The sequence below is a fragment of the Pseudoxanthomonas winnipegensis genome (genome assembly GCF_030322905.1).
Taxonomy (GTDB): Bacteria; Pseudomonadota; Gammaproteobacteria; order Xanthomonadales; family Xanthomonadaceae; genus Pseudoxanthomonas_A; species Pseudoxanthomonas_A winnipegensis.
In genome coordinates, this window is sequence record NZ_CP095475.1 from 3,910,445 (window position 1) to 3,934,944 (window position 24,500).

Here is a 24,500-nt window from a genome sequence, read left to right on the forward strand (position 1 = left end):
CGCACCTCACGCCGTGGGCCAGCGGTCGCCGAGCTCAACCCCTCCTCAGTCTCGACCGGCCGAGGCGGACGCGGCCGAGCGGATGAACGCGAGCAGGTCACGATTGAAGCGGTCCGGCTCTTCCAGGAACGGCGCATGGCCGGACTCGGCGTAAAGCACGCTGCGGATCCGCGGATTGAGGCGCTTGGCGCGCGCGATGCTCGGCTCGGCCTTCACCAGCGCGTCGCGCGCCCCGTAGAGCAGCAGCACCGGGACCTTGGCCCGGCCCAACCCGCCGGCGGCGTCGACGGTCATCGACGGGACGGCAGCTTGCATCTCCCACGACGCCAGCGCCGCATTGGCCAGCAGCAGCGAGAAGGTGTCCGCATCCGGCTGCCGGTGGAAGCACAGCCGCAGGAAGGCGCGTTCGCCCTGCAGATGGGTCTTCAGGTCCACGGCGACCATGTCGCGATAGACATCCGGATGCGCCACGAGCTGCTCGGGCTTGAGCTCGATCACGCCATCGACATAGACCGCACCGCCGATGGCGTCGTCGCCGTAGGCGGCGAGGTAGTTCGAGATCACCGCACCGCCCAGCGACCAGCCGACGAGGACCGGCCTGCGCGCCTTCGTGGACGCGATGACCGCCGCCAGGTCGTCGGCCCACCGGCGCCCGTCCGTGTAGGCCGCGGTGTCGGTGGGCTTGCCGGACAGGCCGTGTCCCCGCAGGTCGTAGGTGATCAGCCGATGGCGCTGCAGCTGGGGGTCGCGCAGTTGCTTGTCCCAGTTCAGCCGGCTGCCCAGCAAGCCGTGGATGAAGATGACCGGAGCACCGTCCGGATCGCCGGACTCCTGCACGGCCAGCGCCACGCCGTCCGGCGCGGCGACGGTGTACTGCCTGGTGACGGCGAGCGCGGCCGGCGCGCCGGTCAGCAGCGCGAGCCCGACGATCAGCGCGCCGAACGCGCGGTGAAGCCTGGACGAAAGCATGGCGAATCCTCATCGATGCCTGGGAGGCGCGCAGTCTCGAGCCTCACACTGATGTGAGAGTCAAGCGCGGCCTGTGCTAGCGTTCGCCCATGCCCAAGGCCCGTCCCCAAGCCGACCTGTCCATCGGCGAACTGGCCCGCGAGACGGGCGCCAGCCTGCGCTCGATCCGCCACTACGACGACCATCGGCTGCTGTCGTCGGTTCGCGCCGAGAACGGCTATCGCGTGTTCTCCGCCCTGGCCGTGACCCAGGTCCGGCAGATCCAGCGCCTGATGGCGCAGGCTTCAGCCTGGCCGAGATCCGCGAGTTTCCCGATTGCATGCGGATGATCGAAGGCGCGGCGGCCTGTTCGGAGACGACCGAGGTGCAGCGCCGGCGGCTGGCCTCGATCGAGCGGCAGATCGCCGAACTCGAGCAGCGACGCAGCCGACTGCGCCAGATGCTGGAAAAGGGACAGCAGGCGGATCGCGATCCGGTCTAGCGGCGGGACGGCTTCCCAGTGGGACGCCGCCCTGTCTTGCCCTGCTGCTCGGCCACGCGCTTGGCCAGCTTGGCCGCCGCGGTGGTCACCTCTTCCTGCAGCTTCAGGTAATTGGCCAGCCGGCCGGGATCGAGCTCGCCGGCCTCGATCGCCGCCTGCACCGCGCAGCCCGGTTCGCCCTGGTGGGCGCAGTTGCGGAACCGGCACTGCGCGGCCAGCGCCTCGATGTCGGCGAAGCCGCCCTCGGCCAGGTCTTCCTCACCGGTGGGCTTGAGCTCGCGCATGCCGGGGGTGTCGATCAGGCAGGCGCCGGAGGGCAGCGGGATCAGCGCGCGGTAGGTCGTGGTGTGGCGGCCGCGTGAATCGGTCTCGCGCACCGCATTGGTCTTCATCTTCTCCACGCCCAGCAACGTGTTGGTGAGCGTGGACTTGCCCGCGCCCGAGGAGCCCACCAGCACCGCCGTGCGGCCCGGCCCGAGCCAGCCGTGCAGCTGCGCCACGCTGGCCGCGTCCTTGGCGTTGACCGTGCGCAGCGGCACGTCCTGCGCGGCCAGATCGGCGAGCACCTCGAGCGCGTCTTCAGCGTACTCGGTGCGGTCGGCCTTGGTCAGCACCACCACCGGCTGCACGCCCCCGCCACCGACCAGCATCAGATAGCGCTCGATGCGACGCGGATTGAAGTCGGCGTCCAGCCCGCAGACGATGAAGACCACATCGATATTGGCCGCGATCACCTGCTGGTGGTAATGCTCACCGGCGGCGGCGCGCTTGATCGCCGTGCGCCGCGGCAGCAGGGCAACAATGCGCTTGTCCTCCTCCACCAGCACCCAGTCGCCCACCGCGGGGCGCTCGTGCGCGGGAAAGCGCGGGCGCTGCCAGTCCGGCAGGGACTCGGGCCGCAGCGTCTGCTCGGGCAGCAGTCCGCGCGCGACCACGTAGCCGGAGCGATGCTGCTCGATCACCCGCGCCGGCCGGGCGCCGGGATGGGCCTGGATCAGCGCCCGCCACGCCGGGTCCTCGGGCGCGCCAGGCCAGGGCCAGCCAATCCGCCGCAGGTCGGCATCGTCGAAGACAGCATCGGTCATGGCGGCGATTCTACGGGCTGGCCCGTCGGCGCCGCAGGCGAGCGGCCTGGCCCGCGGCCATGGTTTCCGCTGAAACGCCCGCAGCACGGGCCATCAGGCGTATGCTTTGGTCGTTTTTTCACCTCCACGCGCCCGTGCCATGTCCTCCGCTCCCCTCAAGCCCCTCGCCATCCGTGAACGCCTGTCCGAAGTCCGCTACGAGATCCGTGGCGAGCTGGCCCGGCGAGCCCGCGAGCTGGAGGCCCAGGGCCGCAAGCTGATCAAGCTCAACATCGGCAACCCCGGCGCGTTTGGCTTCCGCGCGCCCGAGCATCTGCAGCACGCGATCGCCGACGACATGGGCCGCACCGACCCCTACACCCACCAGCAGGGCCTGCCGGCCGCGCGCGAGGCGGTGGCCGCCTACTACGCGCGCCGCAACACGCCCGACGCGCATCCGGACCGGGTGTTCATCGGCAACGGCGTGTCCGAGCTGATCGACCTGTCGCTGCGCGCGCTGCTCAACCCGGGCGACGAAGTGCTGGTGCCCTCGCCCGACTATCCGCTGTGGTCGGCCGCGACCATCCTCAACGACGGCCGCCCGGTGTACTACCAGTGCGATGCGGCCAACGGCTTCCTGCCCGATCCGTCGGAGATCGAGACGCTGGTGTCCAGCCGCACCCGCGCCATCGTGCTGATCAACCCCAACAACCCCACCGGCGCGACCTACCCGCGCGAGCTGCTCAAGCGCATCGTCGCCATCGCCGCCAAGCATCAGCTGCTGCTGATGGTCGATGAGATCTACGACCAGATCCTCTACGACGGGGCCACCTTCGAGCCGCTGGCGCCGCTGGCCGGCGAAGTGCCGTGCATCACCTTCTCCGGCCTGTCCAAGGTGCATCGCGCCTGCGGCTGGCGCGTGGGCTGGGCGCTGCTGTCCGGCGACGCGCAGCGCATCACCCCGCTGCAGCACGCCATGGACCTGCTGGGCGCGCTGCGCCTGTGCGCCAACGTGCCGGGTCAGTATGCGGTGGAAGCGGCCATCAACGGCCCGGACACCATCAGCGCGCTCACCGCGCCGGGCGGCCGCCTGTACGAGACCCGCCGCGCGGTGGTCGAGGCCTGCACGGCCAGCGAGCACCTCAAGCTGAGCGCGCCGGCCGGCGCGCTGTATGCGTTCCCGGCGGTGGTGGGCGATGCGGCCAAGGGCTTCGACGACTACGCCTTCGCGCTGGAGCTGATGGAGGACGAGGGCGTGCTGGTGGTGCCGGGCTCGAGCTTCAACGTGCCCTACCGCAACCACTTCCGCGTCACCCTGCTGCCCGATGCGGTGGCCATGCGCGAGGTGTTCACGCGCATCGACCGCGCGCTGGCCAAGCGCGCGGAGGCGGCCACCAAGGTCGTGCCGCTCAAGCCCAAGTCGCGGCCGGCCGCGGCCTGACCGCCATGGCCGGCGTGCGTCCGGCGGCGGGCAGCATCGCGCCGCACGGCCTGCGCTATTTGGCGCTGGGCGATTCCTACACCATCGGCGAGGGCGTGGCCGATAGCGAGCGCTGGCCGGTGCAACTGGCCCGCGCGCTGCGCGCCGACGGGCTGGGCGTGGACGATCCGCAGATCATCGCCACCACCGGCTGGACCACCGACGAGCTGCAGGCCGCGATCGATCGGGCCGCGCCGACGCCGGGCTTCGACCTGGTCACGCTGCTGATCGGGGTCAACAACCAGTACCGCGGTCGTCCGCTGGACGAGTACCTGCGACAGTTCCAGGGCCTGCTGGAGCACGCCATCGCACTGGCCGGTGGGCGCGCGCGGCGGGTGGTGGTGCTGTCGATTCCGGACTGGGGCGTGACCCCGTTCGCGGCCGCCTCCGGGCGCGATGTGGCGCAGATCGCCGCGCAGATCGATGCGTTCAACCGCGAGGCCCGGCTCGCCTGCCAGCGCCGACACGTGGCGTTCGTGGATGTCACCACCGTCAGTCGCCAGCAGGGGGCCGAAGCTGCGATGCTGATCGGCGACGGCCTGCATCCCTCCGGCGCGATGTATCGCCTGTGGATGCAGCGCGCGTTTCCCGCCGCCCGGGATGCGCTAGCCTAGCGCGCTCCCGCCCCTGCGCCGAAGGATCGACGTGAGCGAAGCCACCCGTCCCATGCCGCCCCAGCAAGCGTTGGCCATCGCCCGCGCCTTTCTGCCACGCCGGCCCTGGGGCAATCGTCACGACTACTACTACACGCGCATCAAGCTGCGCACCGATCCGCTGTATCCCGGCGTGCTGGCCGCGCTGCGCGAGGCGCCCGGCCCGGTGCTGGACCTGGGCTGCGGCCTGGGCCTGCTGGCGCATGCGCTGCGCGCGGACGGCCAGCCGCGCCGCTATCACGGCGTGGACATCGACGCGGACAAGATCGCGCGCGCCGGCCGGATCGCGCGACGCAATGGCCTGCACGACGCCCGCTTCGAGGTGGTCGACCTGGCCGCGCGCTGGCCCGAGCACCGCGGCAACGTGTGCGTCCTGGACATGCTGCAGTACCTGCCCGAACACGTGCAGGCCGGCATGCTGCAGCACGCCGCGCGCATGCTCGCGCCGGACAGCAAGCTGGTGATCCGCAGCGCGCTGGGCGACGACAGCGGGCGTGGCCGCACCTCCAGGATCACCGACCTGATGGCGCACTTCACCGGCTGGATGCAGGAAGTGCCCAAGCGCTATCCCACGCGCGAGAGCCTGGAGCACCACCTGACCAACGCCGGCCTGAGCGCCAGCTTCGTCCCGCTGTACGGCAACACGCCGTTCAACAACTGGCTGATCGTGGCCCAGCGCGCGTGAGCTTGGTCAGGGCGACCGCCGCGATCGCGCTCGTCGCTGCGTGCTCCCTCGATGCAGCGGCGCAGACGCGGCCCGCTCCCTTGGCATGCGACGTCGGGCCGTTGAAGAAGGCGTATGGCGGCAGCGAGTGGGGGATCTATAGCTGCGCCGACAGCAGGACCGTCATCCTCTATTCCGTGGCAGGCTCGCCCACCGCGCCTTTCTATTTCATGTTCTTCCGCGACGAGAAGGGCCTGCACCTCTACGGTGAAGGAAGCGGCGACAAGCAGGCGACCTCACGCGCAGCGGAAGAACTTGCGAAGTTCTCGGCGGAAGATGTCGACGCGCTGGTCGGAGAAACCAAGACGTTCGCTTCAGCGTATGGGCAGGCCGGCGCCACCGATCGGCCAGACGGCGTTCAACAGCCCTAGGTCAGGGCAGCGTCGCGCTCAAGCCGCGCGCCTCCAGCATGGCCAGCACGCGCCGCAGGATCTCCATGTTGTGGCCATGCGCGGCGCCTTCGTGCAGCAGGACGATGGCGCCTGGCTTGAGATCGGGGACAAGGCGCTCCAGCACCTGGTCGGGCGTGCAGCGCACGCCGTCGAAGCCACGCGCGCTCCAGGCCACGCGGGTCAGGCCGTGGCGGGCGAGCACCGGCGCGATGAAGGGATTGGTGTGGCCAACCACCGAGCGGAACCAGCGCGGCGGCGCGCCGGCCAGTTCAGTCAGGCTGCGCTGGTTGGCGGCGATCTCGCGCTCGAGCGTGGCCGGCCCCAGCCGCCAGAACGCGGCCTGCGGATGGCTATCGCTGTGGTTGCCCAGGCCATGGCCGCGGCGGACGATCTCGCGCACCAGGTCGGGCCGGGCGCGGGCCCGCTCGCCGACGACGAAGAAGGTGGCCTTGGCGCCGTGGGCATCGAGCAGGTCCAGCATCGGCCGCGTGTCGTCGGAGGGGCCGTCGTCGATGGTCAGCCAGACCTGGGGCTGCGCACCTGACAGGCGCACCAGGGCCGGGCAGAACAGCTGCGAGCGCGGGTGGAAGGTGGACCACAGCACCGCGCCATGGCTGACCAGCAGCACGGCCAGGCCCAGCGGCCAGCCGACCAGCCACCACAGCGCCAGGGCGACTACTTGTGACAGCGCCAGCAGCCCCAACCTGAAGTAGGGCCTGGGCGTGGCGCGATGCTGCGTTGCTTCGGGCTCCATCCCGCGCATCATGCCACGCGGGTAAAATTCCCCTCCTTTCTCGTCGTCCAACCCGCCGGTAGCCCTCATGTCCCTCGATCCCGCCCTGCGTTCGCGCATCGATTCCCTGCTGCAGTCCAACCGCGTGGTGCTGTTCATGAAGGGCCAGCCGACCATGCCGCAGTGCGGCTTCTCGGCCAAGGCGGTCGGCGCGCTGTCCACGCTGGGCGTGGACTACGCCCACGTCAACGTGCTGGCCGACCAGGAGATCCGCGAGGGCATCAAGGTCTATGGCGACTGGCCGACGATCCCGCAGCTCTACGTCGATGGCGAGCTGGTCGGCGGCAGCGACATCATCGAGCAGATGACCAACTCCGGCGAGCTGGCCGCGCTGCTGGGCGTGGCCGCGCCCGACCGCACCCCGCCGTCGATCACCGTGACCCCGGCCGCGGCCGAGATGCTGGCCAATGCCGTGGCCGACGCCGGCGGCAGCGCGGCGCTGGTGCTGTCCATCGACGCGCAGTTCCAGCCGAACTTCCAGCTGGGCCCGTTCGACGCCAACGCCATCGCCGCCGAGTCCAACGGCGTGCGCATCCAGTTCGACCTGGCCAGCGCGCGCCGCGCCGAGGGCATCACCATCGACTGGGTCGACGACATCCGCGGCAAGGGCCTGGCCATCGACAACCCGAACGCGCCGCGCCCGGTCAATCAGCTCTCGGTGACCGAGGCCGCCGCCAAGATCGCCGCCGGCGAGCTGCTGCTGGTGGATGTGCGCCCGGCCGACGAGCGCGCCATCGCCTCGGTCAACGTGCCGTTCAAGACCTTCGACGGCAACGGCCGTGCCGAGCTGGAGGCCCTGCCCAAGGACACGCAGCTCGCGTTCCTGTGCCATGCCGGCGGGCGCAGCCACCAGGCCGCCGAACAGTTCCGCGTGCTCGGCTTCTCCAACGTGCACAACGTGGCCGGCGGCATCGAGGCCTGGTCCAACGACATCGATCCGAGCGTGCCGCGCTACTGATCCGTACGCGCGCATGGCCCACACGACACGCCCCGCTTGGGGCGTGTTGTCGTTTGGGTGATCGATTCAAGGGAGCGGTCTTCGCCCCTTCTGTAGAGCGGAGCTTGCTCCGCTGCGTTTCGGCCGGTTCGCCGGGAAGGCCTAGCGGAGCAAGCTCCGCTCTACAAGGCGTTTCGGTCGGATCACGGGGAAGGCTCAGCGGAGCGAGCTCCGCTCTACAAGGCGTTTCGGTCGGATCATGGAAAAGCCCCAGCGGAGCGAGCTCCGCTCTACAAGGGGCCGCGACGTGATCGGGAGAGACGGTTGCTCGCAAGGCCCACAAGGCCACTCCCGGGACTAGAAGCCGCCGCCCGCGTCCAGCCAGGCCTGTTCCTCGGGCGTGCTGGTGCGGCCCAGGGCGGCGTTGCGATGCGGGAAGCGGCCGAAGCGCGCGATCACGGCCTGGTGCGCGTGCGCGAACTCCAGGTGCTTTGCGTCGCCCAGCGACGCGAACAGCGCCACCGCCCGCGCCTGCAGCGCGGCATCCTCGGTATGACTGAAGGGCAGATAGAAGAACGGCCGCAGCGCCAGCTCGGTGGCCTGGTCATGGCCGGCATCGAGCGCGCGCGCGGCATAGGCCAGGGCCAGGCCGTCGGTGGCGAAGGCGTGGCCGCTGTCGCGCCAGGCGTTGCGCGGAAACTGGTCCAGCAGCACCAGCAGCGCCAGCGCGCCTTCGGCGTTGTGCAGCCAGTCCTCGTGCTCGCCGCGCGCGGCGGCGTGGTGATCGGCCAGGAACTGGGTGCGGAAGTTGGCGTCGAACGATTCGTTCTTCGCAAACCAGCGCTCCGGCCCGGCCTGGCGCCAGAACTCCACCACTTCCTGCTGCCGGCTCGGCTTGCGCTTCACCGGCATGCGCGGCGCCTCACCTGACCTGCCTCGCCTGCCTGCTTGCGCCTGGACATGCCGCCTGCCTCAACGGGATGGATGGACCGGCGAGCATAAGAAGCGGCGATGAACGAGACGTGCAAACCCGCAGGGCCGGTCCAGTTGGCTGACAAGGCCGTCATGCGTCGCCTGGCAGCCGCTGGGGTTCGACAACTGCGAAACGTCCTGCAATTTTGCCGTGACCGGATCGTCCACAATGCGCGCCGGGAGGGCGCCGCCACGGATCGACGTGACGCGCCGCAACATCATCACAAGACCTGGCAACACGGCTCACGCCGGCTTTCGAAGGGGAAAGCGCATGCGGATCGGGATCGTGGTGGACTCGGCGTGCGATCTGCCCGCCGACTTCATCCGTCAACACAACCTCGTCGTCCTGCCGATCACGGTGCGCATCGGCGATGCCATCCTGGCCGACCACCGCGACGAGGAGGCCACGCTGGAGTTCCTGCGCACGCATGTGGCCGAGCGCGGCCATGAGGCTCAGACCACGCCGTTCTCGGTGGTGCAGATCCGCGACCTGTTCCTGCAGCGGCTGGCGATCGACTACGACCACGTGTTCTGCCTGACCATCTCGCGCCTGCGCAGCCAGATCCACGACAACGCGATGCAGGCGAGCTTCGCGATCCTCAACGACTACAAGCCGATCCGCCAGGCGGCCGGGCACACCTCGCCCTTCGCCCTGCGCGTGATCGACACGCTCAACGTGTTCGCAGGCCAAGGCGTGGCCGCGATCGAGGCCGTGCGCCTGCGCGATGCGGGCGAGAGCGTGGCCAGGATCCGCACCTCGCTGGAGGCGCTGGCCGAGAACACCTACGGCTACATGATTCCGCGCGACCTCTACTACCTGCGCGCCCGCGCCCGCACCAAGGGCGACCGCAGCGTGGGCCTGCTCAGCGCCGCCCTGGGCAGCGCGCTGGACATCAAGCCGGTGCTGCGCGCCTACCGCGGCGTGACCGAGCCGGTGGCCAAGCTCAAGGGCTTCGAGCCCTCGGCGCAGAAGCTGTTCGAGTTCACCGGGCAGAAGGTGCGCGAGGGACTGCTGACGCCGGTGGTCAACCTGGGCTATGGCGGCGAACTGGCCGAGCTGCACGCCCTGCCCGGCTATGCGCGCCTGCGCCAGACCTGCGAGGAACACGGAGTGCGGCTGTACGAGTCGGTGATGAGCCTGACCGGCATGGTCAACGTGGGCAAGGGCGCGCTGGGCGTGGGCTTCGCCGCGCCGCCGCACACCTTCTCGGCCTGAACACGGGGCGCTGACGCGCGCCGTCCTAGGCTGCGCCTCAATGCCATCGCGGAGGGAACACCCATGACGACCTATTACATCGCCCTGCCTGACCCCGACAAGGCGCGCGGCCCGGAGCCGGAGTTCAGCTTCACCTCCAGCAGCGCCGAGGGCTATGCGCAGCAGCTGCAGGATGCGCTGCGCACCGACGTGCTGTTCGCCCGCTGGCGCGACGCGCAGGACGAGCCGGACCAGGTGCCGCCCTCGCTGGGTGCGGTCGATCCGGCCGCGCATGTGCAGGGCAAGATCGACGACCTGCACATCGACCTGGTGGTGGACACCAGCCTGCCGAGCGAGGTGCTCAAGCATCGCCTGGGCCTGCTGGCCGGCAGCGGCTGGCGGCTGCACGACGTGCGCTGATGGCGCAACGCCAGGGCTGCGAAAGGCCGCGCCATGCGCGGCCTTTCTTTTTCCTGGGCCGGGCGCCACTGGAACCGCCAACAGGAATCCGTCGTTCCCGCGAACGCGGGAACGATGGTTGAAGCATTGCCGACGGCGTTTACCGGACTACATCCAACGGCGCCGCGCGGCGCGAAGGCAGCCGCCACTTCAGGTTGACGCCCAGCGTGCCGAGGATGATCAGCGCCACGCCGAGCAGCTGCACGGCGTCCAGACGATGCCCGTAGAGCGCGTAGTCCAGCACCAGCGTCACCAGCGGATAGACGAAGGCGATCACCGCGATGGTCGCCACCGACAGGTGCCGGTAGGCCGAGTAGAACAGCACATACACGATGCCGCTGTGGATCACGCCCAGGCCGACCAGCCAGGCCCAGTGCGTGCCCAAGTGCAGTGCGGTGCCGGAGGAGAAGCCCGCCAGCATCACCGAGCCGACGCAGCACTGGATGGTGACCACCGCGAACGGCCGCTGGCGCCCGACGCTGCGCGACATCAGCAGGGAAGCACCGCACAGCACCGCGCCCAACAGGGTCAGCCCGATGCCGGCCAGGTATCCGGCATCGACATGCTGCAGCAGCCGCAGCGGATCGGCCGAACAGACCACGCCGACGAACGCCAGCGCGGTCCAGCCCCAGTCCGCCGGCCGCGTGCGCTCGCCCAGCAGCAGCGCCGCCAGGATCAGCATCACGAACGGGAAGAAGTGATAGACCAGCGTGGCCACGCCGATCGACGAGCGCGCCATGCCGGCGAACAGGGCCACCCAGTTGAGCACCAGCAGCACCCCGGAGATCACCGCGCCGCGCAGCAGCGCCCGGTCGCGCAGCACGCCGCGCAGATGACCGCGCGCGAGACCCCAGGCCAGCAGGAACAGCGCGCCAAACAGGCAGCGGTAGAACACGGCGGTCACCGGGTCCTGCCCGCTCTCGTGCACGAACACACCGACCGAGCCGATCAGCACCTCGGCGATCAGCAGCTGCCACAGCGCGGTGCGCGACGCGGCGGGGGGAGAGGCAGGCGACATGACGGCGGCTTCGCGGCAGGAGGGGAGCGGACAGGCTAGGCCGGCCACGCGCGGCAATACAGATTCAGTTAATCTCGAATTTGACCAATACAGATGCCACCCCATGCTGCTCTACGAAACCATCGCCGACGGCCTGCGCCGGCAGATCGCCCAGGGCACGCTGCGCGCGGGCGAGCGCCTGCCGTCGGTGCGGCAGCTCGCGCAGGCGCACCAGATCAGCGCGGCCACCGCCGTCCAGGCCTGCCTGCAGCTGGAGCGCGAAGGCCTGGTGCAGGCGCGCCCGCGTTCGGGCTACTTCGTCCATGCCGCGCCCTCCGCGCTGCCCGCGCTGCCGACGCCGCGCCGGCGCGCGCCCGGCGAGGTGGCCAACCCTGCGCTGCAGCGGCTGCTGGAGCTCCCGCAGCGCCCGGGCCTGTTCCCGCTGCACGCGGCGGTGGCCGACCATTCCCTGCTGCCGCAGGCGTCCCTGAGCGTCGCCCTCGCCCGCACCACACGGCGGCGACCCAGCGCCGCGCTGGAATACGCCCCGCCGCAGGGCGACCCGGCGCTGCGCCGGCAGATCGCGCTGCGCTACGAACAGACCGGCACGCCGATGCAGGCCGATGAGGTCGTGGTGACCGCCGGGGCGACCGAGGCGCTCAGCCTGGCCTTGCGCGTGGCCACCTCGCCCGGCGATGTGGTCCTGGTCGAGACGCCGACCTATTACGGCATCCTGCAGACGGTGGCCGCGCTGGGACTGAAGGTGCTGGAAGTGCCCAACCGGCTCGGCCAGGGCATCGATGTGGCGCGGCTGGACCGTGTCCTGCAGCAGACCGCGGTGCGCGCGGCGATCCTGGTGCCCAACTTCAGCAACCCCAGCGGCAGCCTGACCTGCGATGCCGACAAGCAGGCGCTGCTGGCCAGCTGCGCGCGGCATGGCACCGTGGTGATCGAGGACGATGTGTATGGCGAGCTGGCCTGGTCGGGCCAGCGCCCGCTGCCGCTGCGCCACTGGGACACCGGCGGCAACGTCATCACCTGCGGCTCGTTCTCCAAGACGCTGGCGCCAGGGCTGCGCGTGGGATGGCTGGCCGGCGCCGCCTGGACCGAGGCGCTGGGCCGGGCCAAGTACTTCTCCAGCTCCAGCAATGCCAGCCTGCCGCAGCTGGCGGTGGGCGAATACCTGGCGCGCCACAGGCTGGAGCGCCATCTGCGGCGCCTGCGGCGCGCCGTGGCCGACAATGGCCAGCGCATGCGCGATGCCGTCGCCCGCTACTGGCCCACCGGCACCCGCTGCAGCGCGCCGGCCGGCGGGCTGTCGCTGTGGCTGCAGCTGCCCGCCGGCGGCGACGGCCTGGCGCTGTTCGATGCCGCGCTGGCCGCCGGCATCGGCATCTCGCCCGGCGTGCTGTTCTCCAGCCGCGGCGACTACGGCGACTGCGTGCGCCTGAGCTGCGGCATGCCATGGGATGCGCGCCTGGACCAGGCGATGCGCCAGCTCGGCAGGCTGGCGGCCAGGCAGAGCGGTTCGGCACGCTGAAGCAGGGGGCGGCGAGGCCAGCCGAGCGCAGGTCGGTCGCGACGCGTTGGCACGCATCCAGCCCGAACCCTGCGCTCACTGGCGCTGCAACCCGCCGCCGGAACGCAGCGTTGAACCGGCCGCGCCGCCATGTCCACGACATGACCACGCCGTCAGGCGCAGGCTAGACGTTCCTGACGCGACGCGCGTGCGGGGCGCCGACACTGCCGGCGCCCGCGCCCGCCACCGCGCCATTCGGTCCGTGTCCTGACGACGCGGGATCGCCAGGGCCCGCGGCCCGACGTCCACGCCTGCCACGCGCGAACCCGAAGTTCTCGTGGAGATGCGTGCATGCTCACCTTCGATAGCGGTCAGGCCCCCGTCCAGCGCCACGACGCGCTCTACGACAAGCTGGCCGCGCTGCTGCAAGCGGCGGACATCAGGCTGGATGGCCACCGCCCCTGGGACCTGCGCCTGCTGCACCCGGACGTGCCGGCGCGCGTGTTCGCCCAGGGCAACCTGGGCCTGGGCGAGGCCTACATGGACGGGCACTGGGAATGCGACCGGCTGGACGAACTCTTCCAGCGCGTGCTGCGCGCCGACCTGCCGCGCCAGGTCCGGCCGCTGCAGTTGCTGGGCCACCACCTGCGCGCCCGCCTGCTCAACCTGCAGACCGCACGCCGCGCCTGGCAGGTCGGCGAGGCGCACTACGACCTGGGCAACGACTTCTACGCGGCCATGCTCGACGCGCGCATGACCTACACCTGCGGCTACTGGGAGCACGCGCAGACGCTGGATGAGGCGCAGGAGGCCAAGCTCGACCTGGTCTGCCGCAAGCTGGGCCTGCAGCCGGGCATGCGCGTGCTGGACATCGGCTGCGGCTGGGGCAGCTTCATGGCCTATGCCGCGCAGCATTACGGCGTGGAATGCGTCGGGGTGACCATCTCGCGCGAACAGGCGGCCTGGGTCCAGCAGCGCTATCCGGATCTGCCGATCGAAGTGCGGCTGCAGGACTACCGCGACCTGGACGGGCGCTTCGACCGCATCGCCAGCATCGGCATGTTCGAGCATGTCGGCCATCGCAACTACGCCACCTTCATGGAGGTGGCGGCGCGCTGCCTGGCGCCGGATGGCCTGTTCCTGCTGCACACCATCGGCAAGACCGTGGCCGGCGCGACCGATCCGTGGACGCATCGCTACATCTTCCCCAACGGCGAGATCCCGACGCTGCAGCAGATCGGCACCGCCTGCGAGGGCCGGTTCGTGATCGAGGACGTGCACAACTTCGGCGCCGACTACGATCGCACCCTGATGGCCTGGCATGCCAACTTCGCCCGCGCCTGGCCGCGCTTCGCCGAGGCGCTGGGCGAGCGTTTCGGCCGCATGTGGCGCTATTACCTGCTGTCCTGCGCCGGCGCCTTCCGCGCGCGCGACCTGCAGCTGTGGCAGCTGGTGCTGTCCGCGCGCGGCCTGGAGGGCGGCTACCGGCGGCCATAGGCAAGCATGGTGATGCGTTGCCGACCGTCGCCTGGCTGCGCTAGGCTACGCGCGATTTTCGACAGGCTGACGCCTGCCGCGTAAGCGTTCACGTCAACCAACGCGCACCCCGTCCCTCTCTCCGGACGCAGGTCGCGCGCGGGTTCGTTCTCGGGCACGACCGGCCACCGGCTTACATCCCGAGACCTGTCCATGAACGCACTTCCTTCCGACCGCGCGGCCACCTGGCGCCTGGCACGCCTGTGCCTGGCGACCTTCATCGCCTATCTGAGCATCGCCGTCCCGCTGCCGGTGCTGCCGGTGTTCGTCCGCGACACGCTGCAGCAGTCCAACCTGGTCGTCGGCTGCGTGATCGGCGTGCAATTCGTCGCCACCGTGCTGACGCGCGGCCTCGCCGGCCGCATCGCCGACACCCGTGGCCCGGCCCGGGCCATGCGCCGCGGCTGCGTGCTGCTGGCCGCATCGGGCGCCACCTACCTGCTGGCCGCCGCGCTGCCCGGTGCGGCCTTGCCGCTGCTGATCATCGGCAGGCTGGCGACCGGCATGGGCGAGAGCCTGCTGATCACCGGCATGCTGGCCTGGGGCATCGGCACGGTCGGCCAGCCGCGCGCCGGCCGGGTCATGACCTGGGTCGGACTGGCGATCTTCGCCTCGCTGGCCGTCGGCGCGCCGATCGGCGTGGCGATGGCGCAATCGTGGGGCTTCACCGCCGTGGCCGGCGCCTGCCTGCTGGTGCCGCTGCTGGCGTGGGCGATGACCGCCAGGGTGCCCGCGCCGCAACCGGTCGCCGGCGCGCGCCTGCCGCTGCGCGACGTGCTGGGCCGCATCGCGCTGCCCGCGGTGGGACTGGCGCTGCAGGGCGTGGGCTTCGCCTCCATCAGCACCTTCGCCGTGCTGTACTTCAATGACCAGCACTGGCGTGGGGCCGCGTGGGCGCTGAGCGCCTTCGGCGGCGGATTCGTCCTGTCGCGGCTGATCCTGGCACGCAGCATCGACCGCTTCGGCGGCGCGCGCGTGGCGGCGGTCTCGATGATTGGCGAGGGCGTCGGGCTGGCACTGCTTGCGTTGGCCACCACGCCTACGCTGGCCTTGGCCGGCGCCTTCGTCGCCGGCATGGGCTGCTCGCTGGTGTTCCCGGCGCTGGGCGTGGTGGTGGTGCAGCGCGTGCCGGCACAGATGCGCGCCACCGCGCTGGGCGGCTATGCGGCGTTCCAGGACATCGCCTATGCGATCACCGGGCCGCTGGCCGGCATCGTGGCCACGCGCCTGGGCTATGCGGCGATCTTTGCGCTGGCCACGTTGTCTGCGACGTGCGGCGCGGGCGTGGCGATCGGCCTGGCCCTGCGCACGCGGAGGGCGCAGGCCTGAGGCCGCACGCCCTCGTGCGGCCTCAGGCGCGCAGCGCGGCGGCGTGGAAGGCGATGTGCTCGCCGATGAAGCTGGCCATGAAGTAGTAGCTGTGGTCGTAGCCGGGCTGCATCCGCAGCGTGATCGGGTAGCCCACCTCGGCCGCGGCTTGTGCGAACAGCTGCGGCTTGAGCTGGCCTTCCAGGAACTCGTCGGCATCGCCCTGGTCGATCAGCAGCGGCAATCGCGGCGTCGAGGTCTTGACCAGCTCGGTGGCGTCGTAGGCTTTCCAGGCGGCACGGTCCTCGCCCAGGTAGGCGGCGAAGGCCTTCTGCCCCCACGGCACCTGCGTCGGCGCGACGATCGGCGAGAACGCCGACACGCTGCGATAGCGCTGCGGATTGCGCAGGGCGATCGCCAGCGCGCCGTGGCCGCCCATCGAATGCCCGAAGATCGAACGCGCCTCGCTCACCGGGAAGTTGGCCTCGATCAGCGCCGGCAACTCCTCCACGATGTAGTCGTCCATGCGGTAATGTGCCGCCCAGGGCTGCTGGGTGGCGTTGACGTAGAAGCCCGCGCCCTTGCCCAGGTCGTAGCCCTCGGCATCGGCCACCTCGTCGCCGCGCGGACTGGTGTCCGGCGCGACGACGATCACCCCATGCTCGGCCGCGTAGCGCTGCGCGCCGGCCTTGGTGATGAAGTTCTGCTCGGTGCAGGTCAGGCCCGAGAGCCAGTACAGCACCGGCAGCCTCGCGCCGGCCTGCGCCTGCGGCGGCAGGTAGACGGCGAAGTTCATCTGGCAACCCAGCACCTGCGAGCTGTGCCGGTAGACGTCCTGCCAGCCGCCGAAGCAGGCGCGGTGTTCGATGCGTTCCATGGCGGCGGCTTCAGTAATGGATGACCGAGCGGATCGACTTGCCTTCGTGCATCAGGTGGAAGGCCTCGTTGATGTCGTCCAGCGGCATGGTGTGGGTCACGAACGGCGCCAGTTGGATCTCGCCCTTCATCGCGTCCTCGACCATGCCCGGCAGCTGCGTGCGGCCCTTGACCCCGCCGAAGGCGGTGCCCAGCCACTTGCGCCCGGTGACCAGCTGGAACGGCCGCGTGCTGATCTCCTGGCCAGCGCCGGCCACGCCGATGATCACGCTCTGGCCCCAGCCGCGGTGCGCGCATTCCAGCGCCGCGCGCATCACGTTGACGTTGCCGATGCACTCGAAGGAATGGTCCACGCCCCAGCCGGTCATCTCCACGATCACCTGCTGGATCGGCTTGTCGTAATCCTTCGGGTTGACGCAGTCGGTGGCGCCGAACTCGCGCGCCAGCTCGAACTTGGACGGGTTGGTGTCCACCGCGATGATGCGTCCGGCCTTGGCCTGGCGCGCGCCCTGGATCACCGCCAGGCCGATGCCGCCCAGCCCGAACACCGCCACCGAATCGCCCTCGGCCACCTTGGCCGTGTTGTGCACGGCGCCGATGCCGGTGGTGACGCCGCAGCCGAGCAGGCACACGTGCTCCGGGTTGGCCTCCGGATTGACCTTGGCCAGCGAGACCTCGGCCACCACGGTGTACTCGCTGAAGGTCGAGCAGCCCATGTAGTGATAGATCGGCTGCCCCTCATAGCTGAAGCGGCTGGTGCCGTCGGGCATCACGCCCTTGCCCTGGGTGGCGCGCACGGACACGCACAGGTTGGTCTTGCCGCTCTTGCAGAACAGGCACTGGCCGCACTCGGCGGTGTACAGCGGGATCACGTGGTCGCCCGGCGCCACGCTGGTCACGCCCTCGCCGACCTCGACCACGATGCCGGCGCCTTCGTGGCCGAGCACCGCCGGGAACAGCCCTTCCGGATCGTCGCCGCTGAGGGTGAAGGCGTCGGTGTGGCATACGCCGGTGTGGGTGATCTTCACCAACACTTCGCCGGCCTTGGGCGGGGCGACATCGATCTCGACGATCTTCAGCGGCTGGCCGGGACCGAATGCGACGGCGGCACGGGATTTCATGGTGGAAGTCTCCTTAAGCACTAAGAAAAAACGAAGCGGGGCGCGGCGCGCCCGGCTTACTTGAGGTACGAGCGCACCAGGCCGGTCATCTCGGCCACGCGCGCCTCGCGCTGGATGTCGTCATCGGCCGGCTGGCCGAAGGTCTCGCGGATATGGGCTTCCATGACCTCGGACATCAGGCCGTTGACCGCGCCGCGGATGGCCGCGATCTGCTGCAGCACCGGCCCACAGTCGGCGCCGGCCTCCAGCGCGCGCTCCAGCGCCTCGGTCTGGCCGCGGATGCGGCGCAGGCGGCTGAGCACGCGCTTCTTTTCCGTCACCGAATGCGGCATGGCGGCCTCTTGCAGATACTGGGGGATAGTATCCAGAGCCGCACCCGGACATGCAAGCCCGTGCACACGCACGCGCCGGCATATGCGCGACATATGCCGGGCGATGACGCGGCGGGAGGGATGGCTTTCAGGGACCGCAGCGGGCCAGGGACTGGCCGGAAACGCCCAGGCAGCGGGCGCTGGACCACCGCCGGCTGAACGCGACCCGGGACGTGGCGGCGGATGGCACGACTGACAAACGCGACCTAAACTGGCGCAGTATTCAAGCGCTCATGAACGCCATCCTTGCCGATATGGACCCCGAATTCCGCATCCTGGTTGTCGACGACGATCCGGACCTGCGCCGTCTCACCGTCGATTTCCTGATCGGCCACGGTTATCTGGTGGACGAGGCCGACAGCGCCAAGGAGATGTGGGAGACGCTGGAATCCGGGCGCCCCGACCTGATCATCCTGGACGTGATGATGCCCGGCGAGGATGGCCTGAGCGTGGCGCGCCGGCTCAACACCGGCAACGGCCCGGCGGTGCTGATGCTCAGCGCGCTGGGCAACGACACCGACCGCATCGTCGGGCTGGAGGTCGGCGCCGACGACTACCTGGCCAAGCCCTGCAACCCGCGCGAACTGCTGGCCCGCGTGCGCGCCCTGCTGCGCCGGCAGAAGGCGTTCGGCTCGGCGCCTGAAACGCGCGGCAGCCAGTACGAGTTCGGCGGCTGGCGCCTGGACGCGGTACGCCGCGACCTGCGCGATCCCAGCGGCACCTACATCACCCTGTCCGACGGCGAGTTCTCGCTGCTGCGCACCTTCGTCGAACATCCCCAGCGCGTGCTCAGCCGCGACCAGCTGCTGGACATGGCGCGCGGCCGCGGCACCGAGGTGTTCGACCGCGCCATCGACAGCCAGGTCAGCCGCCTGCGTCGCAAGATCAACGGCCGCGGCCACGCCGAGCTGATCCGCACGGTGCGCAACGAAGGCTACATGCTGCTGCCGGCGGTCACGCGCCTGTGAGGCCAGCGGCCGGAGGCCGCTCCGGCCGCTCGATCTTCTCCCGGACCTTCCTGCTGCTTGCGGCAGCGCTGGTGCTGGCCCAGTGCATCGGCCTGGCCGTGCTGTTCCTGCGCACGCCGGTCTACAACCCGCCGGTGCAGCTGCCCGAACTGGTGGCGCTGCTGTCCACGCGCATGCCGGCCAGCAGTCCCAATGTCTCGGTCACCGACGAGCGCGAGGCGCCGGTGCCGTCGGCCGGCATGAACCGCGAAGACCCCTTCATGCGCCGCGTGCTGGCCGGCTGGCTGCGCCAGGATCTGAATCAGATCCGCGTCTACCGTCCCCACCACGACGTGGCCCGCGGCGAACAGGAGCGCCTGAACGACGGGATGGTGCCGCTGTCGATGGGCCAGGAGCCGGCGTGGATGCGCCGGCGCGGGGTGGCGACGATTCCGGGCATGACCGCAGGGCCCTTCGTCCCGTCCCTGCCGCCGCAGGCCATTCCCCAGGACATCGCCGCACCGGAGGCCGGCCAGAGCTCCCAAGGCAATGCCTTCGCCCGGCAACGCGAGACCCCGCTGGTGCTGCGCTTCGGCGCCGGGCTGGAGAACGGCTTCATCGCCGCGGCCCAGCAGGACGACGGCCACTGGCGCGTGGTGCGCTACGCCGGGCGCACGCTGTCGACCGCCTTCAAGCTGCAGCTGCTGGCGTTGTTCTCGTTCGGCCTGCTGCTGATGCTGCCGCTGGCCTGGTGGTTCTCACGCGCGCTGTCCAAGCCGATCCGCGATTTCGCCGCCGCCGCCGACCGCCTGGGCCGCGATCCGGACGCGCCACCGCTGGAGCGGCGCGGCCCGGCCGAGATCCTGCAGGCCACCGATTCGTTCAATGCCATGCAGGCGCGCCTGAGCCGCATGGTCGCCGAGCGCACCCACATGGTCGGCGCGATCGCCCATGACCTGCGCACGCCGCTGGCGCGCCTGGCCTTCCGCCTGGACGACATCGACTCGCCGCTGCGCGAACGCGCCGCCGCCGACATCGATGAGATGAAGCACATGATCAGCGTCGCGCTGGAGTTCCTGCGCGACCAGTCCTTCCGCGGCCCACGCGAGCGGCTGGATTTCCGCGATCTGGTCGAGAGCGTGGTCGACGACGCGGCCGACATCGGCCAGGACGTGACCCTGACGGCGGACAGCCAGCGGGTGATGATCGACGCCGATCCGCTGGCGCTGCGGCGCGTGGTCGGCAACCTGATCGGCAACGCGGTCAAGTACGGCACCCGCGCGCGGGTCAAGGTCCGCGCCATCGACGGCCACGCCCTGCTGGAGATCGAGGACGATGGGCCGGGCATCGACCTGGCGCTGGGCGACAAGCTGTTCATGCCGTTCTTCCGCGGCGAGAACTCGCGCAACAAGGAGACCGGCGGCATCGGCCTGGGCCTGGCCTCGGCCCGCGCGATCGTGCTGCGCCACGGCGGCGAGATCGGCCTGGCCAACCTGGACCAAGGCGGCCTACAAGCCTGGGTGACGCTGCCGCGCGCGCGCGACGACGCGTAGCGCGATCGGCTTCGAGGCGCGTGCGGAACCGCGCCTAGCTCGGCTGGCCCGAGCGAGATCGCACTGATCCGCGGCTGACATCTCCGCGTCGTTCCCGCGAAAGCGGGAACCCAAGGACTTTCGCCGCCTGCTCCAACGTCCATGGATTCCCGCGTTCGCGGGAACGACGGATCTGGCTGGCGAAAACGCGCCGTCTTGCCGTCGTCCGAAGCATGGACGGGAGAACGGGCATGTCCTGTCCCGGGCGGATCCTGCGCATTGCCATGGAACCGTCCCGATCTGCGACAGCGCCATGTCCTTCGTTGCCCCGCCGCACCGACCGCTCCGGCAAGCGCTGCATGCGCTCGGCCTGCTGGCGCTGCTCCTGCTCCCGCTGGGCTGTGGTCGCGCGCCCGCGGACGGCAAGCCAGAGGGAGCGCAATCCAAGCCTGCCGCCATGATCGACCAGGCGCAGCTGGACCGCTTCAGGGCCGAGGGACCGGTGGCCAACGCGCGCCGGGTGGCGCCGATCGACTACGTGCTGCACTACCGGCTGATGCAGGCCACCGGCATGGTCGATGCGCTGGGCGGGCAGCCGCAGGCGCTGGCGGCCCTGCAGGCGCTGGGCAACGCCTACCAGCGGCACGCCGAGGCGCTGGCTGCGCATCCACCGAGGCTGCAGCCGGTTGCGTTCACCGGCGAGGGCATGTCCTCCGGTTTCGTGGGATTTGGCATGGGCGTGTTCGGCGGCAGCCTGGTCAGCAGCATGTCCGGCTATATGGTCAGTGAGGCCTCCGACGCGCGTGTGGCCGAACTGGTCAAGGCAGGCCCCATCGAGCTGAGCAGGAACGACCGGGGCGGCATGGGGATGACGGTGACCGACACGACCGTCGAACAGACCATCGAGTACGCCATGAACGAACACGGCATCAGCGGCGCGCTGAAGGTGCGCACGCGCATGGACACCTGTCCGGACCGCGAGGGCAGGGTGAGCATGACCATGGACGTGGACTCGAAGATGGCGGTTACCGGCAAGCCCGGCATCGGCGGCGCGGTCACCGCGCATTTCATCCTGGAACGCTGGCTGGACGACGATGCCCACCTGATCGATGCCCAGGACGGAAGCGCCTCGCGCCTGGACATCCGCATGAGCGGCAGCGAACACGGCGCCATCCAGTCGGCCGACGTCAGCATGGGCCTGGGCCGCGACGGCCAGGGCACCTTCACCGAGCATGGCGAGCAGGGCTTCAGCATCTTCCATCCGGACGAAGCCGAGAGCGCCTACAAACTGCTGCAGGGCGCACAACTTTTCATGCACCTGATGTCCGAGGCGGCGCTGCGCAGCGCGCCGTGGCAATCCGGGCGCTGCGTGAAACTCGAGGTCACCAGCGACCCGGCCAAGCGCACCGGCGCGCGGCCCAACACCGCCTACACCCTCAGAGCCATGCCAAGGGCGAAGGCCGACGGCGCACCCACGCGCGGCACCGTCGCCGCCACGCTGAGCGGTGGCAGCACGCTCAACCCCACCGGCAAGGTCAAGGCCGATGCGCAGTTCGACTACGCCAACCCGGACCAGCGCGACCAGCGCGCCAGCATCGCCTTCGAGGCGCGCAGCAAGCGCGGCGTGGGCAAAGCCACGCTGGACTTCGACACGCTGCAGGGCGGCTGGCGGATCACCATGCTGCCGGGCTGCCCCGCCATCCAGGGCGATGCGCGGGTCTGCGACCTGACCAGGCCGTTCGCGATCCGCGGCACCGGTGGCGACTGCAGCCGGGCGAATGTCTCCATGCAGTTCACGCCCACCGACGACCGCCACGGCCGCTACCGCTGGCTGACCTCCATCGGCTCGATCAAGGCCGACTACGGCGGCAGCTACACCATCGAAACCGACGGCGACACCGCGGTGATCCAGACCCAGGCCGCCGGCTGCGCCACCGGCCCGGGCGGCAAGGCCTGCGGCGGCGCCAGCCCCGGCATCCCGATGGTGCGCGAACCGCAGTGCGCCGACGGCCCTGGCGGATGAGCGAGGCCGCCACCGCCGTCCCGTTTTCTCGCTTGCCTTGCGCCGACCTCCCGCTTACGGACAGGCCCGCGCCTGACCCACCCTTCCACACTCGACCGGAGACATCCTCATGCGACCCCGACACCTGATGCTCGCCCTGCTGCCGTTCGCGGCCGGCCTGCCCGCCGCCGCCCACGCCGAAGGCTGGTGCCTGGGCAAGACGAGGGACACGCGCCTCGTTGCGCACTTCAAGGACACCGCTGGCATGTCGACCCAGGAAATCGAGATGGCCTACCAGGCCCACCTGGACCGGGTGGCACCGCGGCCTGGCCTTGGCAAGTGGGTCAGAGGCGGCAACGTCGAATGCGGCAAGGGCAACGACGACCGTAACAACACGATGGAGGGCGGCAACACCGGACCGACCGTCACGGTGCCCTGGCAGCCCAGCCGCGCGGACCTGGAAGCCGGCAGGGCCGAGCGGGCCCGGCTGGAGGAGGAAGCGCGTGCCGCCCGGGCGCAGCCGGCCGCGGCGGTCGAGCCAGCGCGTGATGCCGACACCCCGCCCGCACCCGAGCAGAAGGTCGACAAGGCCAAGCGACTGTTGAAGGCGCTGACCGACAGGCTCCCGCGCTGAAGCACGCCCGCGCAGCCATCAGGGGTTCGCAAGCCAGCGCGCAGGCTTGCGGCCCGGCGCGCGAAGCGCTCAGCGGTAGGCGAACTCGCTGAAGACCGGGTCCACGCTGCGGCCCCATGCCCCCTCGTACAACGCCAGCTTGGCGTCGGCCGCGCTCACGCCCGAATCGACGATGGCATGCAGCGGATCGAGGAAGCCGGTCTCGTCGCGACCTGCGTGCAGGCGGGCGCGCCGCGCCAGGCCGGCGTGGGCGATCTCCAGCGCGCGCCGCGCCAGATCGCGCACGCTGCCGCCACGGAACGGCAGGCGCAGGCCATGCCGCGGTACGCCGTCGCGCAGGGCGTGGCGCTCTTCGCCGGTGAAGTCGCGCACCAGGTCCCAGGCCGCATCCAGCGCCGCATCGTCGTACAGCAGGCCCACCCAGAAGGCCGGCAACGCGGCCAGACGATCGGGCGTGCCCGCATCGGCGCCGCGCATCTCCAGGTACTTCTTCATGCGCACCTCCGGGAAGGCGGTGGTCATGTGATCGGACCAGTCGCGCAGCGTGGGCAGCGCACCGGGCAGCGCCGGCAGCCGGCCCTTGAGGAAGTCGCGGAAGCTCTGGCCGGAGGCGTCGTGGTAGATGCCGCCGCGGTAGGAGAAGTACATGGGCACGTCGAGCAGGTAGTCGACATAGCGCTCGAAGCCGAAGCCGTCCTCGAACACGAAATCCAGCATGCCGGTGCGGTCGCCATCGGTATCGGTCCAGATGTGCGAACGGTAGCTCTGGTAGCCGTTGGGCGCGCCGTCGGTGAACGGCGAGTCGGCGAACAACGCCGTGGCGATCGGCTGCAGCGCCAGCGACACGCGGAACTTCCTGACCATGTCCGCCTCGCTGCCGTAGTCCAGATTGACCTGGACGGTGCAGGTGCGCGTCATCATGTCCAGGCCGAGCTTGCCGACCTTGGGCATGTAGGACTTCATGATCTGGTAGCGGCCCTTGGGCATCCACGGCATGTCCGCGCGCGTCCACTTGGGCTGGAAGCCCATGCCCAGAAAGCCCAGGCGCAGCTCGTCGGCGACCTGGCGCACTTCGTCCAGGTGAACGGTCAGCTCGTCGCCGGTCTCGTGGAGCGTCTCCAGCGCCGCGCCCGAGAGCTCGAGCTGGCCGGCCGGCTCCAGGGTGACCGAGGCGCCGTCGCGCAGCAGGGCGATGGTACGGCCGTCCTCCTGCACCGGCTGCCAGCCGAAGCGGGTCAGCCCGACCAGCAGCGCCTCGATGCCGCGCTCGCCCTCGAAGGTGGGCGGGCGCAGATCGTCGGTGCGGAAGCCGAACTTCTCGTGCTCGGTGCCGATGCGCCACGCCTCGCGCGGCCGCGCCCCGGACGCGGCGTAATCGACCAGCTGCGACAGCGTGGTGATCGGGGTATCGGCAACGTGGCTGGGACTGGACAAGGGCGACTCGCAACGAAGAGGGGGGCGATCTGGCGCCGCGGGCGGACCAGCACAACGGCCGCATGATACCGGGCGATCCCCGCCGCATCGTCGACGCTGGCGTC

The 24,500-nt window shown here is 70.4% G+C and carries 23 protein-coding genes and 1 pseudogene; 15 read left to right on the forward strand and 9 right to left on the reverse strand.

Going from position 1 to position 24,500, the window contains the following annotated elements:
* Positions 1-45: 45 nt before the first annotated feature.
* Positions 46-969, reverse strand: coding sequence for an alpha/beta fold hydrolase (locus MWN52_RS17230; RefSeq protein ID WP_286575654.1), 924 nt, complete (start codon positions 967-969; stop codon positions 46-48).
* An 89-nt stretch (positions 970-1,058) separates the two neighbouring features.
* Between MWN52_RS17230 and MWN52_RS17235 the strand changes: the two are divergent.
* Positions 1,059-1,450 (forward strand): annotated as a pseudogene (locus MWN52_RS17235) (MerR family transcriptional regulator).
* On the opposite strand, the gene rsgA reads toward MWN52_RS17235, so the two are convergent.
* Positions 1,447-2,535 carry a ribosome small subunit-dependent GTPase A gene (gene rsgA / locus MWN52_RS17240; RefSeq protein WP_286575655.1) on the reverse strand — a complete coding sequence of 363 codons (1,089 nt, stop codon included), beginning with the start codon at positions 2,533-2,535 and terminating at the stop codon, positions 1,447-1,449. The pseudogene MWN52_RS17235 and the gene rsgA overlap by 4 nt on opposite strands.
* A 139-nt stretch (positions 2,536-2,674) precedes the next feature.
* On the opposite strand from rsgA, the gene MWN52_RS17245 reads away from it, so the two are divergent.
* The 4 genes from MWN52_RS17245 to MWN52_RS17260 all read left to right on the forward strand — a co-directional run bounded on the left by MWN52_RS17245 (position 2,675) and on the right by MWN52_RS17260 (position 5,742).
* Positions 2,675-3,955, forward strand: coding sequence for a pyridoxal phosphate-dependent aminotransferase (locus MWN52_RS17245; RefSeq protein ID WP_286575656.1), 1,281 nt, complete (start codon positions 2,675-2,677; stop codon positions 3,953-3,955).
* 5 nt (positions 3,956-3,960) lie between these two features.
* Positions 3,961-4,608, forward strand: a complete 648-nt coding sequence (locus MWN52_RS17250; protein ID WP_286575657.1) for an SGNH/GDSL hydrolase family protein — start codon at positions 3,961-3,963, stop codon at positions 4,606-4,608.
* Between the two features lie 52 nt (positions 4,609-4,660).
* Complete coding sequence (locus tag MWN52_RS17255) at positions 4,661-5,332, forward strand: class I SAM-dependent methyltransferase (protein ID WP_286577783.1); 672 nt, start codon at positions 4,661-4,663, stop codon at positions 5,330-5,332.
* Positions 5,333-5,433: 101 nt separating this feature from the next.
* Entirely contained in the window at positions 5,434-5,742 is a 309-nt protein-coding gene (locus MWN52_RS17260) for a hypothetical protein (RefSeq protein ID WP_286575658.1), read from the forward strand.
* A gap of 1 nt (position 5,743) precedes the next feature.
* Here MWN52_RS17260 and MWN52_RS17265 read toward each other — a convergent pair whose 3' ends face one another.
* Positions 5,744-6,517 carry a polysaccharide deacetylase family protein gene (locus MWN52_RS17265; RefSeq protein ID WP_286575659.1) on the reverse strand — a complete coding sequence of 258 codons (774 nt, stop codon included), beginning with the start codon at positions 6,515-6,517 and terminating at the stop codon, positions 5,744-5,746.
* Positions 6,518-6,584: 67 nt separating this feature from the next.
* Between MWN52_RS17265 and grxD the strand changes: the two genes are divergently transcribed.
* Entirely contained in the window at positions 6,585-7,514 is a 930-nt protein-coding gene (grxD, locus tag MWN52_RS17270; protein WP_286575660.1) for a Grx4 family monothiol glutaredoxin, read from the forward strand.
* 336 nt (positions 7,515-7,850) lie between these two features.
* On the opposite strand, the gene MWN52_RS17275 is transcribed toward grxD, so the two are convergent.
* Positions 7,851-8,405, reverse strand: a complete 555-nt coding sequence (locus MWN52_RS17275) for a DUF924 family protein (protein ID WP_286575661.1) — start codon at positions 8,403-8,405, stop codon at positions 7,851-7,853.
* Between the two features lie 331 nt (positions 8,406-8,736).
* Here MWN52_RS17275 and MWN52_RS17280 point away from each other — a divergent pair, with 331 nt between their 5' ends.
* Both MWN52_RS17280 and MWN52_RS17285 read left to right on the forward strand, forming a co-directional pair.
* Positions 8,737-9,681 (forward strand): DegV family protein, encoded by a 945-nt coding sequence (locus tag MWN52_RS17280; protein WP_286575662.1) that lies wholly within the window; start codon positions 8,737-8,739, stop codon positions 9,679-9,681.
* A gap of 63 nt (positions 9,682-9,744) precedes the next feature.
* Complete coding sequence (locus MWN52_RS17285; RefSeq protein ID WP_130525173.1) at positions 9,745-10,080, forward strand: hypothetical protein; 336 nt, start codon at positions 9,745-9,747, stop codon at positions 10,078-10,080.
* Positions 10,081-10,219: 139 nt separating this feature from the next.
* Here MWN52_RS17285 and MWN52_RS17290 read toward each other — a convergent pair whose 3' ends face one another.
* A complete protein-coding gene (locus MWN52_RS17290; protein WP_286575663.1) occupies positions 10,220-11,137 on the reverse strand; it encodes a DMT family transporter in 918 nt (305 codons plus the stop codon).
* Positions 11,138-11,240: 103 nt separating this feature from the next.
* On the opposite strand from MWN52_RS17290, the gene MWN52_RS17295 reads away from it, so the two are divergent.
* The 3 genes from MWN52_RS17295 to MWN52_RS17305 all read left to right on the forward strand — a co-directional run bounded on the left by MWN52_RS17295 (position 11,241) and on the right by MWN52_RS17305 (position 15,500).
* Positions 11,241-12,656 (forward strand): aminotransferase-like domain-containing protein, encoded by a 1,416-nt coding sequence (locus tag MWN52_RS17295; protein ID WP_286575664.1) that lies wholly within the window; start codon positions 11,241-11,243, stop codon positions 12,654-12,656.
* A gap of 330 nt (positions 12,657-12,986) precedes the next feature.
* A complete protein-coding gene (gene cfa / locus MWN52_RS17300) occupies positions 12,987-14,132 on the forward strand; it encodes a cyclopropane fatty acyl phospholipid synthase (RefSeq protein ID WP_286575665.1) in 1,146 nt (381 codons plus the stop codon).
* A 192-nt stretch (positions 14,133-14,324) separates the two neighbouring features.
* Complete coding sequence (locus tag MWN52_RS17305) at positions 14,325-15,500, forward strand: arabinose transporter (RefSeq protein WP_286575666.1); 1,176 nt, start codon at positions 14,325-14,327, stop codon at positions 15,498-15,500.
* A 22-nt stretch (positions 15,501-15,522) separates the two neighbouring features.
* Here the strand turns inward: MWN52_RS17305 and fghA are convergent, their stop codons facing one another.
* From fghA to MWN52_RS17320, 3 genes are read right to left on the reverse strand one after another with little or no spacing between them, the layout of a single operon-like run.
* Positions 15,523-16,356, reverse strand: a complete 834-nt coding sequence (gene fghA, locus MWN52_RS17310; RefSeq protein WP_286575667.1) for an S-formylglutathione hydrolase — start codon at positions 16,354-16,356, stop codon at positions 15,523-15,525.
* Between the two features lie 10 nt (positions 16,357-16,366).
* Complete coding sequence (locus MWN52_RS17315; protein ID WP_130521714.1) at positions 16,367-17,476, reverse strand: S-(hydroxymethyl)glutathione dehydrogenase/class III alcohol dehydrogenase; 1,110 nt, start codon at positions 17,474-17,476, stop codon at positions 16,367-16,369.
* A gap of 56 nt (positions 17,477-17,532) precedes the next feature.
* The gene (locus MWN52_RS17320) at positions 17,533-17,808 is read right to left on the reverse strand and encodes a metal/formaldehyde-sensitive transcriptional repressor (RefSeq protein WP_130521713.1); all 276 of its coding nucleotides are present in this window, start codon (positions 17,806-17,808) and stop codon (positions 17,533-17,535) included.
* A 293-nt stretch (positions 17,809-18,101) separates the two neighbouring features.
* On the opposite strand from MWN52_RS17320, the gene MWN52_RS17325 reads away from it, so the two are divergent.
* The 4 genes from MWN52_RS17325 (at position 18,102) to MWN52_RS17340 (ending at position 22,962) form a co-directional block, all read left to right on the forward strand.
* Entirely contained in the window at positions 18,102-18,815 is a 714-nt protein-coding gene (locus MWN52_RS17325; RefSeq protein WP_130521739.1) for a response regulator, read from the forward strand.
* Positions 18,812-20,347 carry an ATP-binding protein gene (locus MWN52_RS17330; protein ID WP_286575668.1) on the forward strand — a complete coding sequence of 512 codons (1,536 nt, stop codon included), beginning with the start codon at positions 18,812-18,814 and terminating at the stop codon, positions 20,345-20,347. Before MWN52_RS17325 ends, MWN52_RS17330 begins: the two co-directional genes overlap by 4 nt.
* Before the next feature lie 436 nt (positions 20,348-20,783).
* A complete protein-coding gene (locus MWN52_RS17335; RefSeq protein WP_286575669.1) occupies positions 20,784-22,349 on the forward strand; it encodes a hypothetical protein in 1,566 nt (521 codons plus the stop codon).
* Between the two features lie 127 nt (positions 22,350-22,476).
* The gene (locus MWN52_RS17340) at positions 22,477-22,962 is read left to right on the forward strand and encodes a hypothetical protein (RefSeq protein WP_286575670.1); all 486 of its coding nucleotides are present in this window, start codon (positions 22,477-22,479) and stop codon (positions 22,960-22,962) included.
* A 69-nt stretch (positions 22,963-23,031) separates the two neighbouring features.
* On the opposite strand, the gene MWN52_RS17345 is transcribed toward MWN52_RS17340, so the two are convergent.
* Positions 23,032-24,396, reverse strand: coding sequence for a glutamate--cysteine ligase (locus MWN52_RS17345; protein ID WP_286575671.1), 1,365 nt, complete (start codon positions 24,394-24,396; stop codon positions 23,032-23,034).
* Positions 24,397-24,500 lie beyond the last annotated feature (104 nt).